Here is a 15,874-nt window from a genome sequence, read left to right on the forward strand (position 1 = left end):
TGCGGGCAGGACGTTCGCCTTCGATATGCGGCTCACGGGCTGGACGCGGACCGGCAGCCGGTGCGCCTGCCGCAGGACGCAGAGTGCGTACGCGCTCGGTAGTGCCCATCGGACGGGACGATTTACGCTGCATACGCTCGAGCTTGTCTTTGCTCTTGGCGTTCATCTGCGGCATGGCCACCGGGGTCAAGCCCACTTCAGCACTCAAAATGTCGACTTCGTACTGGCTCATTTCGCGCCAGCGGCCCATCGGCAGATCGGAGTTGAGGAACACCGGACCGAAACGCACGCGCTTCAGGCGGCTGACCACCAGGCCCTGGGATTCCCACAGACGACGAACTTCGCGGTTACGACCTTCCATCACCACGCAGTGGTACCAGTGGTTGAAGCCTTCGCCTCCTGGTGCCTGCTTGATGTCGGTGAACTTGGCCGGACCGTCTTCGAGGACGACGCCCGCTTTCAAACGCTCGATCATCTCGTCATCGACTTCACCACGAACACGCACCGCGTATTCACGGTCCATTTCGTAGGACGGGTGCATCAGGCGGTTGGCGAGTTCACCGTCGGTGGTAAACATGAGCAGACCGGTGGTGTTGATGTCCAGGCGACCGATGTTGATCCAGCGGCCTTCTTTCGGGCGCGGCATCTTGTCGAATACGGTTGGACGGCCTTCCGGGTCGTTACGGGTGCAGATCTCACCGTCGGGTTTGTTGTACATGATCACGCGGCGTACCGACTCGGCGGCTTCTTCGCGCTTGATCACCTTGCCATCGATGGTGATGGCGTCATGCAGGTCGACGCGCTGACCGAGGGTGGCGTCTTTGCCATTGACCTTGATGCGGCCGTGGCTGATCCAGGCTTCTACGTCACGGCGCGAGCCAACGCCGATACGGGCGAGGACTTTCTGCAGTTTTTCGCCTGCTGGGCCGATTTCCTGGTCGTCTTTCTGGTCGTTGATACTCATCTGGGCACCTCCCGGTGTGGTCTGTTCAGGAAGCCCTGAATTGAGCGTCCTGAAGCGATGTAAATCTGGGTACTTTGGCGAAGCAGTCGCCGAAGGGTCGCGAATCATACGCTCATGACAGCGTTCGCGCATCAGAGACTAGCTGATTGATGCAAGGTTATTTGCTTTTCCGCCGACCGGTGACGCCAAGTTTGATCAAGCGCAGTGCCGCTTCGGCGAGCACCGAGCGTTTGTCGACCTTGTCGAGTTTCTTCCAGGCTTTGATCTCGCGCTTGCTGCGACCGCAGCCGACGCAGATATCGTCGGTGAATTTGCAGATGCTGATGCACGGGTCTTTGGTTGAGCTCATTACACTCTCCAGGCAACACAATTCCCTGTGGGAGCCGAGCTTGCTCGCGATCGCGGTGGGTCAGGCAGCAAGAATGTCGACTGGCACGCCCTCTTCGCGGGCAAGCCCGCTCCCACAGGGATCTTCATTGCCCATAGGGTTTGGGTCAATCGTCGAACTCGCGGCGTTCGGCTTCAATTGCTTCGGCCAGGGCGCGGGCTTCGGCTTCTTCGTCGCTCAACTCGGGCTCGGGCTCGGGCTCGGGCTCGGGCTCGGGCTCAGGCTCGGGCTCAGGCTTGTGCGGGTCAAGGGCAGCGACCGCGGCCAATAGCTTTTCGCGAGCTTCGGCAACGCCGAGCACATCGTCGTCCTGTTCCTCTTCAAGTGTGGCGTCAGGCTCGGTCTGAAGTTCAACTTCAATCGCAGGTTCAGCCTCAGCCTCAAGTTCAACTTCAATCGAAGGTTCAGCCTCAACCTCAACCTCAACCTCAACCTCAAGTTCAACTTCAACTTCAACCCCAGGCTCATGCTGATCCTGAAACTCTTCGCCCTGAGTCACCGCCCCATCGCGCAGGAGGTCATCGAAGTCGGTCTTGATCCCGTCTTCCATGGTGTCCAGCTCCAGCAATAGCGTATGGAAGCTGGTTTCTTCCTTCGGTTCTTCCTGTTCGGCACTGGCATCCGCCAACGCCTGCAGACTCGCGGGCACCGGAGCATCGTCGAAATCAAGCACCGGGTCCGGTTCCAGCTCGCGCAGTTCCGCCAGCGGCGGCAGATCGTCGAGGTTCTTCAGGTTGAAGTGATCGAGAAACACCTTGGTGGTCGCGAACATCGCCGGTTTTCCGGGCACGTCACGGTAGCCGACGATGCGGATCCACTCGCGTTCAAGCAGCGTCTTGACGATGTGACTGTTGACCGCCACGCCCCGCACGTCCTCGATTTCACCCCGGGTAATGGGTTGGCGATAGGCGATGAGCGCCATGGTTTCGAGCATGGCGCGGGAGTAACGCTGGGGGCGCTCTTCCCACAAGCGGCCGACCCATGGCGAGAATTTTTCGCGAATCTGCAAGCGATAGCCCGAGGCAACCTCTTTCAGCTCGAACGCGCGGCCGTCACAGGACTTGGCCAGGATCGTCAGCGCTTTCTTGAAGACGGGCGGTTCTGGTCGTTCACCCTCTTCAAAGAGTTCGAACAGGCGTTCAAGCGATTGCGGCTTTCCCGAGGCCAACAGAAAGGCTTCAAGCAATGGTGCCAGCTCGCGGGGTTCAGTCAGGTTCATGATTCAACTCGTTATTCGGCTCGGGCCCGCACGTGGATTGCTGCGAACGGCTCATTCTGAACCAGCTCGACCAGGGATTCCTTGACCAATTCGAGGATCGCCATAAAGGTCACCACTACCCCCAGGCGCCCTTCTTCGGCAGTGAACAGCTCGACGAAGGGCACGAAACCGCCGCCCTTGAGCCGCTCCAGCACATCACTCATGCGTTCCCGCGTGGACAACGCCTCACGACTGACCTGGTGACTTTCGAACATATCGCCACGGCGCAGCACCTCGGCCATGGACATCAGCAATTCTTCCAGGCTCACGTCCGGCACCAGCTTGCGCGCACGTGCCTCGGGGGCATCGAGCTTGGGCACCACAACGTCACGACCTACCCGACTGAGACCATCAATGCCTTCAGCCGCCGCCTTGAAACGCTCGTACTCCTGCAAGCGGCGGATCAGCTCGGCGCGCGGGTCGTCTTCTTCGGCTTCTATCGATTCTGCACGGGGCAACAGCATCCGCGATTTGATTTCGGCCAGCATCGCGGCCATCACCAGATACTCGGCGGCCAGCTCCAGGCGCACCGTCTGCATCAATTCGACATAGCCCATGTACTGACGGGTAATTTCCGCCACCGGGATGTCGAGGATGTTGATGTTCTGTTTGCGGATCAGGTACAGCAACAGGTCGAGCGGACCTTCGAACGCTTCGAGGAAGACTTCCAGGGCATCAGGCGGAATGTACAGGTCCAGCGGCATTTCCATGACCGCCTGGCCATAGACCATGGCGAAAGGCAGCTCTTGCTGGGCACCGGCCTGACTGTCGACGGGTTCTACTGCAGACATCTAGGCCTCGGCCATGAACGGCGCAGGGTCGCCGCAACCGACACGAATGACTTCCGGTTCGCCATCGGCGAGGTTGATTACCGTGGACGCCTTTATCCCGCCAAAACCGCCGTCGATGATCAGGTCGACCTGATGTTCGAGCAACTGCCGCATTTCGTAAGGATCCGTCAGCGGATCGGTGTCCCCCGGCATGATCAGCGTCACGCTCATCAGGGGCTCACCCAGCTCTTCCAGCAACGCCAGGGCAATCGGATGGCTCGGTACGCGCAGGCCGATGGTGCGTTTTTTCGGGTGCAGCAACAGCCGCGGGACTTCGCGGGTGGCGTTGAGAATGAAGGTATAGGGGCCTGGTAGATGGGCCTTGAGCAACCGGAAAGTGCCGGTATCGATCTTGGCGAACAGGCCCAGCTGCGACAGGTCACTGCAAATCAGTGCAAAGTTGTGCTTTTCATCCAGCTGTCTCAACCGGCGCACGCGCTCCACGGCATTCTTGTCGCCGATCTGGCAACCAATGGCGTAGGACGAGTCCGTGGGATAAATCACCACCCCGCCTTTGCGGATGATCTCGACAGCCTGTTTGATCAGGCGCGCTTGCGGGTTTTCCGGATGAATCTGGAAAAATTGACTCACATTCTCTACCTGTTCAGACGGCGGCAATAATTGGGTCATGTTTGAATCGACACCAAAGTGGTGGCAGATCCTCCGGGAGCGGGCGATATTCACCGATCTCGGACCAGCCTCCAGGGCCATGAAAATCACTGCCGGCACTGACCAGCAGACCGAACTCGCGGGCAAGAATCGCCAGACTGCCCACTTGCTCTGCAGGCTGATGGCCATTGACCACCTCGATTGCGTGGCCCCCTGCTTGAATATAGTCAGAAATCAGCCGACGACGTTTGCTGCGAGTGAAATCGTAGTGCCAGGGATGCGCCAGGCTCACCCAGGCCTTCGCGGCCCGCAGGGTTTCGACGGTCTCTTCCAGGGTCGGCCAGTGTTGCTTGACGTCCCCCAGCTTGCCGGCACCCAGCCATTTGCGGAACGCTTCAGCGCGGTCCTTGACGAAACCTTCGCGCACCATCCAGTCCGCGAAATGCGGACGGGCCGGCGCATTGCCGCTGTCACCCAGTTCCTGCTGAATGGCCCGCGCGCCTTCCAGCGCTCCGGGCATGCCCTTGAGCGCAAGCTTGCGGCTTATCTCTTCGGACCGTAGCCAGCGACCATCGTGCAGTTTGGCGATGGCCTCGACCAACGACGGCGCGTTGACATCGAAACCGTAGCCCAGCACATGAATGGTGGCACCGCCCCAGGTGCAGGACAATTCGACGCCGTTGACCAGCTGCATCCCCAGCGCCGTTGCCGTCGTACGGGCCTCATCGAGCCCTTCGAGGGTGTCGTGATCGGTCAAGGCCAGGACTCGCACGCCTTTCTCGAACGCACGCTCGACCAGGACCCCGGGCGCCAGTGCGCCGTCGGAGGCCGTGCTATGGCAGTGCAAATCAACATTCACGGGGATGTATTACCTCAAATCAGCTGGCGCTATCGCGCGCCCATATGTTTGTTATTATGCCGCCACATCCTGCTTCTGGCTGCCACTGTGAAACAATTCATCGATTTCATCCCGCTTCTCCTGTTTTTCATCGTCTACAAACTCGATCCACGGGTCGTCGACATCGCCGGCCATGAGTTGACTGTAGGCGGTATCTACAGCGCCACTGCGATGCTGATCATCAGCTCCCTGGTGGTGTACGGCGCGCTGTTCATCACTCAGCGCAAGCTGGAGAAGAGCCAGTGGCTGACCCTCATCGCCTGCCTGGTCTTCGGTAGCCTGACCCTGGCCTTCCACAGCGAGACTTTCCTTAAATGGAAAGCGCCCGTGGTCAACTGGCTGTTCGCCCTGGCATTCATCGGCAGCCACTTCATCGGTGACCGCCTGTTGATCAAGCGCATCATGGGCCACGCGCTGACGCTGCCGGATCCGGTCTGGACCCGTCTGAACATTGCCTGGATCGCGTTTTTCCTGTTCTGCGGTGCGGCCAACCTGTTCGTCGCCTTCACATTCCAGAGCTACTGGGTCGACTTCAAGGTCTTCGGTAGCCTGGGCATGACCTTACTGTTCCTGGTCGGCCAGGGCATTTACCTGTCCCGCCACCTGCACGACGCCGATACCACAACGCCAAAAACCGAGGACTGACATGCTTTACGCAATCATTGCCACAGACGTCGCCAACTCCCTGGAAGCCCGCCTGGCCGCGCGGCCTGCGCACCTCGAGCGCCTGCAACAGCTCAAGGGCGAAGGCCGTATCGTATTGGCCGGCCCACACCCGGCGGTCGACAGCAATGATCCGGGCGCAGCGGGCTTCACCGGCAGCCTGATCGTTGCCGAGTTCGATTCCCTGAGCGCCGCCCAGGCCTGGGCCGACGCCGACCCGTACATCGCCGCCGGCGTGTACGCCAACGTTTCGGTCAAGCCATTCAAGCAAGTCCTGCCCTGATACGCTCCTGCACGATGAACCTTTGTGGGTTCATCGTGCTCTCAATCGCTCATTATTACCGTTTGCCTGCCGACAACTTGCCCAATAACCCGATTGGAATCAGGAGTCGCGATGCGCAAGGGTCCGTTGTGTCTGATATTGGTAACGTTGTCATTGGTGGGCACCGCTCAAGGTGAAGAGAGCGCCGGTTCGACGCCCGTTTCCCCGAGTGTCGGCAGCCAGATCAGCGAACTGCAGCAACGTTTGCAGGCAAGCGAGCAGCAACGAGAAGTACTGAGCAAACAATTGCAAAGTAACGATGGCGAACGCGAAAGCGCCCAACTGAGCCGATTGCGCCAAGAGAACCAGCGCCTCAAGCTGCAACTCAAGGAAGCACAGGCCAGCCCCCAGCAGCCGCGTCTGTTGACCGATCAACAACAGTGGTTCGTCACGGGAGCGGGAGTTGCACTGTTGGCACTGCTCTGCGGTATCTTCGCCAGTGGTGCAAGTCGAAAACGTCGGCAATGGTTAAATTGAGTGATTCATGAGCGAGTTGTTACTAATTGATGATGACCAGGAACTGTGTGAGCTCCTGGGCAGTTGGCTGAGCCAGGAAGGCTTTCAGGTCCGTGCCTGCCACGACGGCCAGAGCGCCCGCCGTGCGTTGGCTGAAACGTCGCCGGCAGCTGTGGTGCTGGACGTGATGCTCCCGGACGGCAGCGGCCTGGAATTGCTCAAGCAACTGCGTAGCGATCACCCGGACCTGCCAGTGCTGATGCTGTCAGCCCGCGGGGAACCGCTGGACCGCATCCTGGGCCTGGAACTTGGCGCCGACGATTATCTGGCCAAGCCCTGCGATCCTCGGGAGCTGACCGCCCGCCTGCGCGCAGTGTTGCGCCGCAGCCATCCGGTGGCCGTGACCAGCCAGGTGGAGCTGGGTGACCTGTGCTTCAGCCCGGTGCGTGGCGTGGTCAGCATCGATGAACAGGAATTCACCCTCACCGTCTCCGAAAGCCGCCTGCTTGAAGCCCTGCTCAAGCAGCCCGGCGAACCGCTGGACAAACAGGAGCTGGCGCAAATCGCCCTCGGTCGCAAGCTGACTCTGTACGACCGCAGCCTGGACATGCACGTCAGCAACCTGCGCAAAAAGATCGGCCCGCACCCCGACGGCCGCCCTCGCATCGTTGCCCTGCGCAGCCGCGGTTACTACTACAGCCTCTAAACCACACGCCCCTGCAGGTGCTGTGTTTGTTTCCTGTAGCAGCTGTCGAGCCTGCGAGGCTGCGTTCGGATGCGCAGCATTCGTCGAACTGGCGAGCGCTGCGCACTCGAACGCAGCCTCGCAGGCTCGGCAGCTGCTACAGGTTATGCGTCGAAAAAAAGCAATCGGAGACTCGGGGTTTGTCAGGATAGTCCGAAACCGTCTTTACCCAAGCTTTACGCTCCGCTGACCGCCGCTTACCTTGATCTCCGTAATCTGTACTCATCCGGAACGTACCGGGAACGAGACAAGGAGATTCACCATGCGCAAGACTCTTATCGCTCTGATGTTCGCTACCGCCCTGCCAACCGTTGCCATGGCGATGCCTGAAGGCACAGGCCCGATGGGTGGGCCGATGGACGGTCCGCGCCACGGCGGTCAGATGCATGACAGACACGGCAAAGGCCCGTACAGCCAGCTGGACCTGACCCGCGAACAGCGCGAGCAGATCCGCAAGATCATGGGCGAGCAGATGCACGAGCGTAAGCAAGTGGTCGACAAGTACCTGGAGAAACTCTCGCCAGCCGACCAGAAAGCCATGAAAGACGAAATGGCGGCCAACCACAAAAAAGCCGAGGCTGACGTACGCGCCCTGCTGAAACCGGATCAAGTGAAGCAATTCGACGAGATCCAGAAGAAACAGGCAGAGCGTCGCGCCGAATGGGCCGAGTTCAAGGCCTGGAAAGCGCAACAACCGCAAAAAGCGCAATAATGAGCTGACCCATGGACCCAACGGCCTCAGCCGTTGGGTCTGACTCTATTCAAAACCCTTGTAGGAGTGAGCCTGTGTGGCGAGGGGATTTATCCCCGCTCGGCTGCGAAGCAGTCGTAGATTCTGACGGCTCGACGTGGCTGAAAGAATGACAGGGCCTCTTCGCGGCCCAACGGGGATAAATCCCCTCGCCACACAGGCTCGCTCCTACAGGGGATCTGCGTTTGTTCGAGGATTTTCTGTGCGCTCATTGTTCTGGCGTATTCTGGCCAGCTTCTGGCTGGCCATCGCCCTGGTTGCAGGTCTCTCCATTCTGCTGGGGCACATGCTGAATCAGGACGCCTGGATACTCAGTCGCCACCCGGGGCTCAATACCCTGGCAGAACAGTGGACGCAAACCTACGAAGCTCAGGGTGAGGAAGCGGCCCAGGACATTCTCCAGCAGCGCAAACGCCAGTATCACATCGACGTTCAAGTGCTCAACGAAAGCGGTGATCCGGTGGTGCGCGGCACGTTTCCACGCCGGGCGGCCGCCTTCGAAGCGCGCCAGAACGACGGTGATCGCCGTCTGCCGTGGCGTCGCCTGACCGATGAATACACCAGCGAAAAAACCGGCAATACCTACCTGTTGATCTACCGCATCCCGCACCCGGAACTCGATTCATGGCATCGCGAAAGCCTGCTCTGGCCATTGAGTGCGCTGGGGATTGCGCTGGTGGTGCTGACCTTGTTCAGCCTGATCGTGACATTGTCCATCACGCGTCCGCTCAGCCGTCTGCGCGGCGCGGTGCATGATCTCGGGCAAACCACGTACCAGCAAAACAGCCTGGTCAAACTGGCCAATCGTCGCGACGAGTTCGGCGTGCTGGCCAACGACTTCAACCGCATGGGCGCACGCCTGCAAAGCCTGATCGGCAGTCAGCGGCAATTGTTGCGTGACGTTTCCCACGAACTGCGCTCGCCGCTCGCTCGACTGCGCATTGCCCTGGCACTGGCCGAGCGGGCGAACCCTGAAGAACGTGAAAAACTCTGGCCGCGCCTGACGCGCGAATGCGACCGACTCGAAGCCCTGATCAGCGAGATCCTGGTATTGGCGCGAGTTGACGCCGACAACGCCAGCGCTGAAGACATTGATCTCAATGCGCTGCTGCACACCCTGCAAAAAGACGCCCAGCTCGGTTCCCCGGAGCAGACCGTGCGTTTGGAAGCCGAATCGCCGCTGAACCTCAAAGGCTGGCCGACGATGATCGAACGCGCCGTGGACAATCTGCTGCGCAACGCCCAGCGCTTCAACCCGGCAGGTCAGCCGATTGAAATGCACGCAGCGCGTCAGGGGGAGCGGATTGTGATCAGCGTTCGCGACCATGGGCCGGGTGTCGAGGTCGAACACCTGGGCCAATTGGGTGAGCCGTTTTATCGGGCGCCGGGACAGACAGCGGCAGGCCACGGTTTGGGCCTGGCGATTGCGCGGCGGGCGGCGGAGCGACATGGCGGGAGTCTGGTGCTGGCCAATCATCCGCAAGGCGGGTTCATCGCCAGCCTGGAATTACCGTTAGTGCCGGGAGCGGTGGTACAACCCTGAGCTCTTGTGAACTGCGGCCCGCTCGTTTGATCGTTCCCACGCTCCGCGTGGGATTGCCTCAAGGAACGCTCCGCGTTCCAATGGGACGCAGAGCGTCCAGGGTTGCATTCCCATGCAGAGCGTGGGAACGATCCTTAATGACGTGGCCAGGCGCTGACAAATTCCGCGAGGTCGACTTTCTCCGCAGTGCGCGGTTCTTTCTGCGGTGTCCCCAGATAAAGAAACGCGATCACTTCCTCCCCTTCCGCCAGCCCCAACCCTTTGGCCACATGGGCCGAATACGCCAGCTCACCGGTGCGCCACACCGCGCCGATTCCTTGGGCATAAGCCGCCAGCAGAATCCCGTGGGCTGCACAGCCCGCGGCCAGCAATTGCTCCGACTTGGGGTATTTGACGTGATCCTGCAAACGCGCGATCACCACGACCACCAACGGCGCACGCAGTGGACCGTTGCGCGCCTTGTCCAACGCAGCATCGGACACTTCACTGTCCTGCAGCTTCGCGGCCTCGGCCAGCAGCTCGCCCATTTGCTCGCGCGCTGCGCCTTCGACGGTCAGGAAGCGCCACGGCTGCAAATGACCATGGTCCGGCGCACGCATGGCGGCGGCAAACAGCACTTCACGCTGCTCTGCGGTCGGTGCCGGCTCGAGCAATCGGGGAACGGAAACACGGTTGAGCAACGCGTCGAGAGCCTGCATCGGCCACCTCCTTTAAAAAATGATTGGCTATTCTAGCGGTAAGTGCCGCGGGGATGCCGGTTTACATGCCCTGCCCCGCGGGTAGAATGGCGCCCTTCCCTATTTCAGCCCGAGCGGACTTCATGGCGTTGCCGACCTTACGGACAATTGGTTTCATCATCGGCATCTTCCTGATCACGCTGGCCATCGCCATGGTCGTGCCCATGGCCACGCTGCTTATCTTTGACCGCACCAGCGACCTGCCATCGTTCCTCTGGGCCAGCATGATCACGTTTGTCGCCGGCCTGGCCCTGGTCATCCCCGGTCGTCCCGAACACGTGCACCTGCGGCCCCGGGACATGTACCTGCTGACGGTCAGCAGCTGGCTGGTGGTGTGCATCTTCGCCGCGCTGCCGTTCCTGCTGACCCAACACATCAGTTACACCGACTCGTTCTTCGAGAGCATGTCCGGGATCACCGCCACCGGTGCGACGGTACTCAACGGCCTGGACACCATGTCACCCGGCATCCTGATGTGGCGCTCATTGCTGCACTGGATCGGCGGTATCGGCTTTATCGGCATGGCGGTTGCGATTCTTCCGCTACTGCGTATCGGTGGTATGCGCCTGTTTCAGACGGAGTCTTCGGACCGTTCTGAAAAGGTCATGCCCCGCTCGCATATGGTGGCGCGCCTGATCGTGGCGGCCTACGTCGGCATCACCATTCTCGGCAGCCTGGCGTTCTGGTGGGCCGGAATGAGCCCGTTCGACGCGATCAACCACGCGATGTCGGCGATCTCCACCGGCGGCTTCTCGACCTCCGACAAATCACTGGCCAACTGGACGCAACCTGCGGTGCACTGGGTAGCGATCGTCATCATGATCCTTGGCAGTCTGCCGTTCACCCTGTACGTGGCCACGTTACGCGGCAACCGTCGAGCCTTGATCAAAGATCAACAGGTCCAAGGCTTGCTCGGCATGTTGCTGGTGACCTGGCTGGTACTCGGCACCTGGTACTGGTGGACGACTCAGTTGCACTGGCTGGAGGCCTTGCGGCACGTGGCGCTGAACGTGACGTCGGTGGTGACCACCACGGGTTTCGCGCTGGGGGATTACAGCCTCTGGGGTAATTTCTCGTTGATGTTGTTCTTCTATTTGGGCTTTGTCGGTGGCTGCTCGGGATCGACCGCCGGCGGGATCAAGATTTTCCGCTTCCAGGTGGCCTACATCCTGCTCAAGGCCAACCTTAACCAGTTGATTCATCCACGTGCGGTGATCAAGCAAAAGTACAACGGTCACCGTCTCGACGAAGAGATCGTGCGTTCGATTCTGACCTTTTCGTTCTTCTTCGCCATCACCATCTGCGTGATCGCCCTGCTGCTGTCGCTGCTCGGCGTGGACTGGATGACGGCGTTGACCGGCGCGGCCAGTACCGTGTCAGGCGTCGGCCCGGGGCTCGGCGAGACCATTGGCCCTGCGGGCAATTTCGCGACGCTGCCGGACGCTGCCAAGTGGATTCTGTCGTTCGGCATGCTGCTGGGCCGACTCGAGATCATTACGGTGTTCGTTCTGTGTATACCGGCGTTTTGGCGTCACTGACCGGCACAGGCATGCCCGACAGCCGCGCCCGGTATTCGCCTGGAGTGGCGTCGAACCAGCGTCGAAAAGCGCGGAAAAAATTACTCGGATCAGCGAATCCCAACAGGTAGGCAATTTCCAGAAGGGTCATGGTCGGTTGCGCCAGGTACTGCTCGGCCAGCTCGCGCCGGGTGTCGTCCAGCAGCGTCTGAAAACTGGTGCCCTCTTCCTGCAGCCGTCGCTGCAAGGTTCGCTGCGACAGGTGCAGCGTCTGCGCCACGGCATCGCGCTTGGGTTCGCCTTGCGGCAGCAAGCGGCACAATACCTGCCGCGCCTTGTGGGTCACGCGGCTCTCCGAAAAGCGCGCCAGGTACTCGCCGGCAAACCGGTCATGCAACAGCGCCATGGCCTCGTTGGCGGTCGGCAGTGGCGCTTCCATGTCGGCACGCTCGAAGATCAGCGCGTCATACGGCGCGTCGAACACCAGCGGTGCGTGGAAAGCCTGTTTATAGGGTTCAAGGTTGACGGGGTGAGCCCCCTGAAACATCACTTTGCGCGGTTGCAAGGTGCGCCCGGTAAGCCAGCTGCACAGCCCCAAGGCACAGGCCAGTGACGCTTCGGCACTTTGCCGGGTCGGCGGCAAATGGTCGCCATGCACCGTCAGAATCAGCGCATACCCCTCATCCAGCAGACGAAAACTCAAGTCGGCACTTTCCGCGATGATCCGCTGATAGCGCACCAGCCGCTGAAAGCCCTCGACAAGCGTCTGGCTGGACATCAAGGCGTAGCCCGCGACATGAAAGGAGGCCGGTCGCACCACCTTGCCCATGTTCAGGCCGATCGCCGGGTTTCCGGACAGCTCGACCGCACGCTGCCACAGTCGTGTCATGGAATCTTGAGGGAAGCGCGCATCCGGATCATTCAGTGATGCGTAGTCGAGCCCTAGCTGCTTGAACAGAACCCGGCAATCCAGGCCGTCCATCTCCAGCGCTTTGACAATCCCCATCGCCCAGCTTGCAGAAGTCGTTCGTTCGCTCATGGCGTTTACTGTCTTGGTGAGCCGTCTACCGCGGCAAATTTCCCGAAGGATACTAAAGTGGCGCCCAATGTCACTGGCTGATGCCAATGATCACTCTAGACTCAAATAAGCTACCCGCAGAACAACTTGCCGTCAGAACAATAACCACAGAGATCGCAGTCGTGGAAAACACCAAGCGTTTCAACAGCTTCGCTGAGTTCTACCCGTATTACCTCAGCGAACACAGCGACAGTACTTGCCGACGATTGCACTTCATCGGTACGTCGCTGGTTATTTTAATCCTGGCGCTGACCATTGCTAAAGGTGCGTGGTGGCTCTTGTTGGCGCTTCCGCTGGCCGGTTACAGCTTCGCCTGGGCCGGGCATTTCTTTTTCGAGAAGAATCGTCCTGCCACCTTCCAACACCCGCTTTACAGCCTGTTCGGCGATTTCGTCATGTACCGCGACATGATCCTGGGTCGCGTGCCGTTCTAGGTGCACAACCGTCACACGAGGAAAATCGATGAATGCCAACGCCCGCTTCACCCACATGAAAGACGGCACTCAGGAAGACTGGGCCATTATCGCCGCCGATTTCAGTGCTTACGCGCGGCAGTTGCCGAAGCGGATCGTGGCGCACCTGACGTTGCTGGAGGGTGATTTCGGTGGCTTCCCTGTGGATCGCCTGACTCATTCCCTGCAAACCGCCAGCCGCGCCTGGCGCGATGGCCGCGATGAGGAATATGTGGTCTGCGCGTTGCTGCATGACATTGGCGATACGTTGGGTTCCTACAATCATCCGGACATCGCGGCGGCGATCCTCAAGCCATTTGTCAGCCCGGAAAACCTGTGGATGGTCGAGAAGCACGGGATTTTCCAGGGCTATTACTTCTTTCACCACTTGGGCATGGACAGGCATTTACGCGAGCAATTCAGCCAGCATCCGCAGTATCAGGCGACGATCGAGTTTTGTGCCAAATACGATGCCGCAGCGTTCGATCCGGTTTATGACACGCTGCCATTGAGCTTCTTCGAACCGATGTTGGAGCGGCTGTTTGCGCAGCCCAAGAACTCGATCTACAAGGCGGCCATGGAAGAGCACGCGCCAGCCTGATTGATTCAGCAGGATCGGCCCCATCGCGGGCAAGCCCGCTCCCACAGTGAGTGAGATAAGCACAGAACTCGAGAGCACCCGAGACACCTGTGGGAGCGGGCTTGCCCGCGAAGAAGCCCTTTCAGACACTGCATATTTATCAGGCTATGCTGGCTCTGAAATCTTCACCGCCTTCAGCTCGGCCTCCCGTGCCTGCGCGTCCGCCAACCGATACAACTCGATCGACCCGTCCCAATGCTCGATCAACGCCGTGCATGACTCCACCCAATCCCCGCAATTGAGGTAATCCACCCCGCCGACCTTGCGGATCTCGGCATGGTGGATGTGCCCGCATACCACACCGTGCAACTCGCGCTTCACACACTCATGGGCGATGGCTTCTTCGAAGTCGCTGATGAAGCTGACCGCTGTTTTAACTTTGTGTTTGAGGTAGGCCGACAACGACCAATACCCGTAGCCGTAACGTGCACGCCAATGGTTGAGCCAGCGGTTGAGGGTCAGGGTGAATTCGTAAGCCGAGTCGCCGAGAAAGGCCAGCCAACGGTGATAGCGGGTGATCACATCGAACTGATCACCGTGGATCACCAACAGATGTCGACCGTCGGCCGTGACGTGCACCGCCTCGTCCACCAGATGGATGTTGCCCAGGATCAGCTTGGAATACCGGCGCAGGAACTCGTCGTGATTACCGGTGACGTAGATCACTTCGGTGCCGCGCTTGCTCATCGTCAGCAACCGTCGAATCACATTGGTGTGCGCCTGAGGCCAATACATGCCGCCGCGCAGTTTCCAGCCATCGATGATGTCACCGACCAGGTAGATTTTGTCCGTGTGGTAGCGCTTGAGAAACTGCGACAAGTGCTCGGCCTGGCAATCCCGGGTACCCAGGTGCACGTCGGAAATCCACAAGGTACGCACACGCTGCTTGCCACTGGGTTTGACGAACTCTGCGCTGGTCATGGGCAACCCTCTGCGATTGTTTTTGCAACTGTGCGCCGGCCGGGTGAACCGTCCATGACAGGTGCGCGTCAGTCCTGTGACAGCGCGCTGCAGTGACCTCGGTGTAGACTGACAACCTTGCCCGGGAGACCTGCGATGAGACCGATCCTCACGCTACGCCACTACACAGAAGACCTGATTGTCCACAGCCACGACCACGCGCAACTGGTGTTCGGCCTGTCGGGCGCGCTGGATTTCGAAGTTGGCGGGCATGGCAGTCAGGTGGTCCAGCAGAGTTTTGTGGTGGTGCCGTCGGGCTTTCACCATGCCTGCGGCAGCGCCAATGGCAGTCGGTGCCTGGTGCTCGATGTGCCGAGCGATCAATGGGTTTCACAGTCCCTGGGTGAACACGCCGAAGCCAGCCGGCGGCTACTCGACAACGCCGGACGCCTGCCACTCGATGCGGGACAGAGTCAGTTGGTGAGCTGGCTGGCGGGAAGCCAGGTCAACGATCCGGTGATCGCGCAACAAGGCGCGGTGCTGTTGCTAGCCAGCCTCAATAACGCCAGGCCCGAGACCGTAGGTGGCCGGCGTCTGCCCTACGCTGCGCTGAACGCACACATCGATCAGCACGCGGCTTACCCGTTGCAAGTGGCCGACCTCGCCCGCGTTGCCGGTTTGTCCAGCGCCCGGTTGCATGCACGGTTTGTTGCCGAATGCGGACAGACGCCGATGGAATACATACGCAGCCGACGCCTGCACCGGGCCGTCGACTTGTTACGTGGGTCGGCGTTGCCCATTGGCGAGATCGCCAGTCAGGTTGGCTACAGCTCTCAAAGTGCCTTCGCGGCAGCGGTGCTGAGGGAATTTGGCGCCTCGCCCGGGGCATTGCGACGCGAGGCTGGCGACAAATGACGCGAGTCTGGCGACAGACGCGGTGAAGCAAGCACAGTTAATGTAGCAACTGACGCGACTCGGCCCGCCCCTTGTAGCAGCTGGCGGAGCCTGCGTTCGGCTGCGAAGCAGTCGTGAAATCAAACTCCGCGGTCTTCTATTAGATTTCATATGCAATCGACGACTGCTTCGCAGCCGAACGCAGGCTCCGCCAGCTGCTACAGGTTTC

At 60.1% G+C, this 15,874-nt stretch carries 19 protein-coding genes; 10 read left to right on the forward strand and 9 right to left on the reverse strand.

All coding sequences use genetic code 11. The features are described 5' to 3' along the window. The 6 genes from rluB to GBC55_RS03830 form a co-directional block, all read right to left on the reverse strand. Positions 1 to 964, reverse strand: a 964-nt coding sequence (gene rluB, locus GBC55_RS03805; protein WP_247266854.1) for a 23S rRNA pseudouridine(2605) synthase RluB, incomplete at its 3' end; no start/stop codon positions are given. A gap of 157 nt (positions 965 to 1,121) precedes the next feature. Beyond that, the gene (locus tag GBC55_RS03810) at positions 1,122 to 1,313 is read right to left on the reverse strand and encodes a DUF1289 domain-containing protein (RefSeq protein WP_162436834.1); all 192 of its coding nucleotides are present in this window, start codon (positions 1,311 to 1,313) and stop codon (positions 1,122 to 1,124) included. A gap of 145 nt (positions 1,314 to 1,458) precedes the next feature. Continuing rightward, complete coding sequence (scpB, locus tag GBC55_RS03815; protein ID WP_162436835.1) at positions 1,459 to 2,571, reverse strand: SMC-Scp complex subunit ScpB; 1,113 nt, start codon at positions 2,569 to 2,571, stop codon at positions 1,459 to 1,461. 11 nt (positions 2,572 to 2,582) lie between these two features. After that, complete coding sequence (locus GBC55_RS03820) at positions 2,583 to 3,281, reverse strand: ScpA family protein (protein ID WP_178114280.1); 699 nt, start codon at positions 3,279 to 3,281, stop codon at positions 2,583 to 2,585. Positions 3,282 to 3,401: 120 nt separating this feature from the next. Next, complete coding sequence (locus GBC55_RS03825; RefSeq protein ID WP_162436952.1) at positions 3,402 to 4,031, reverse strand: L-threonylcarbamoyladenylate synthase; 630 nt, start codon at positions 4,029 to 4,031, stop codon at positions 3,402 to 3,404. Positions 4,032 to 4,044: 13 nt separating this feature from the next. Continuing rightward, on the reverse strand, positions 4,045 to 4,908 hold the full coding sequence (locus GBC55_RS03830) for a PHP domain-containing protein (RefSeq protein ID WP_162436837.1): 864 nt from the start codon (positions 4,906 to 4,908) through the stop codon (positions 4,045 to 4,047). A gap of 87 nt (positions 4,909 to 4,995) precedes the next feature. Between GBC55_RS03830 and GBC55_RS03835 the strand changes: the two genes are divergently transcribed. The 6 genes from GBC55_RS03835 (at position 4,996) to GBC55_RS03860 (ending at position 9,427) form a co-directional block, all read left to right on the forward strand. Next, positions 4,996 to 5,592 (forward strand): septation protein A, encoded by a 597-nt coding sequence (locus tag GBC55_RS03835; RefSeq protein WP_162436838.1) that lies wholly within the window; start codon positions 4,996 to 4,998, stop codon positions 5,590 to 5,592. 1 nt (position 5,593) lies between these two features. Continuing rightward, positions 5,594 to 5,893 carry a YciI family protein gene (locus tag GBC55_RS03840; protein ID WP_162436839.1) on the forward strand — a complete coding sequence of 100 codons (300 nt, stop codon included), beginning with the start codon at positions 5,594 to 5,596 and terminating at the stop codon, positions 5,891 to 5,893. A gap of 111 nt (positions 5,894 to 6,004) precedes the next feature. Next, positions 6,005 to 6,409, forward strand: coding sequence for a translation initiation factor 2 (locus GBC55_RS03845; protein ID WP_162436840.1), 405 nt, complete (start codon positions 6,005 to 6,007; stop codon positions 6,407 to 6,409). 7 nt (positions 6,410 to 6,416) lie between these two features. Then, entirely contained in the window at positions 6,417 to 7,094 is a 678-nt protein-coding gene (locus tag GBC55_RS03850) for a response regulator transcription factor (RefSeq protein ID WP_162436841.1), read from the forward strand. Between the two features lie 301 nt (positions 7,095 to 7,395). Then, the gene (locus GBC55_RS03855) at positions 7,396 to 7,845 is read left to right on the forward strand and encodes an LTXXQ domain protein (RefSeq protein ID WP_162436842.1); all 450 of its coding nucleotides are present in this window, start codon (positions 7,396 to 7,398) and stop codon (positions 7,843 to 7,845) included. Positions 7,846 to 8,086: 241 nt separating this feature from the next. Beyond that, complete coding sequence (locus tag GBC55_RS03860) at positions 8,087 to 9,427, forward strand: HAMP domain-containing sensor histidine kinase (RefSeq protein WP_162436843.1); 1,341 nt, start codon at positions 8,087 to 8,089, stop codon at positions 9,425 to 9,427. Positions 9,428 to 9,561: 134 nt separating this feature from the next. Here the strand turns inward: GBC55_RS03860 and GBC55_RS03865 are convergent, their stop codons facing one another. Further along, positions 9,562 to 10,125: an NAD(P)H nitroreductase gene (locus GBC55_RS03865; protein ID WP_162436844.1), complete on the reverse strand. Its 564-nt coding sequence runs from the start codon at positions 10,123 to 10,125 to the stop codon at positions 9,562 to 9,564. A 122-nt stretch (positions 10,126 to 10,247) separates the two neighbouring features. Between GBC55_RS03865 and GBC55_RS03870 the strand changes: the two genes are divergently transcribed. Beyond that, complete coding sequence (locus tag GBC55_RS03870) at positions 10,248 to 11,702, forward strand: TrkH family potassium uptake protein (protein ID WP_162436845.1); 1,455 nt, start codon at positions 10,248 to 10,250, stop codon at positions 11,700 to 11,702. Here the strand turns inward: GBC55_RS03870 and GBC55_RS03875 are convergent. Then, positions 11,659 to 12,720, reverse strand: a complete 1,062-nt coding sequence (locus GBC55_RS03875) for an AraC family transcriptional regulator (RefSeq protein WP_162436846.1) — start codon at positions 12,718 to 12,720, stop codon at positions 11,659 to 11,661. The genes GBC55_RS03870 and GBC55_RS03875 overlap by 44 nt on opposite strands. A 161-nt stretch (positions 12,721 to 12,881) precedes the next feature. On the opposite strand from GBC55_RS03875, the gene GBC55_RS03880 reads away from it, so the two are divergent. Together GBC55_RS03880 and GBC55_RS03885 are read left to right on the forward strand one after the other, a co-directional pair. Continuing rightward, complete coding sequence (locus GBC55_RS03880) at positions 12,882 to 13,193, forward strand: DUF962 domain-containing protein (RefSeq protein ID WP_162436847.1); 312 nt, start codon at positions 12,882 to 12,884, stop codon at positions 13,191 to 13,193. Between the two features lie 28 nt (positions 13,194 to 13,221). Then, positions 13,222 to 13,812: an HD domain-containing protein gene (locus GBC55_RS03885; protein ID WP_162436848.1), complete on the forward strand. Its 591-nt coding sequence runs from the start codon at positions 13,222 to 13,224 to the stop codon at positions 13,810 to 13,812. Positions 13,813 to 13,956: 144 nt separating this feature from the next. Here GBC55_RS03885 and GBC55_RS03890 read toward each other — a convergent pair whose 3' ends face one another. Beyond that, positions 13,957 to 14,772, reverse strand: a complete 816-nt coding sequence (locus GBC55_RS03890; RefSeq protein WP_162436849.1) for a UDP-2,3-diacylglucosamine diphosphatase — start codon at positions 14,770 to 14,772, stop codon at positions 13,957 to 13,959. A gap of 135 nt (positions 14,773 to 14,907) precedes the next feature. Between GBC55_RS03890 and GBC55_RS03895 the strand changes: the two genes are divergently transcribed. Beyond that, on the forward strand, positions 14,908 to 15,666 hold the full coding sequence (locus GBC55_RS03895) for an AraC family transcriptional regulator (RefSeq protein ID WP_162436850.1): 759 nt from the start codon (positions 14,908 to 14,910) through the stop codon (positions 15,664 to 15,666). Positions 15,667 to 15,874 lie beyond the last annotated feature (208 nt).

Source organism: Pseudomonas sp. TNT3 (assembly GCF_010095445.2).
Classification (GTDB): Bacteria; Pseudomonadota; Gammaproteobacteria; order Pseudomonadales; family Pseudomonadaceae; genus Aquipseudomonas.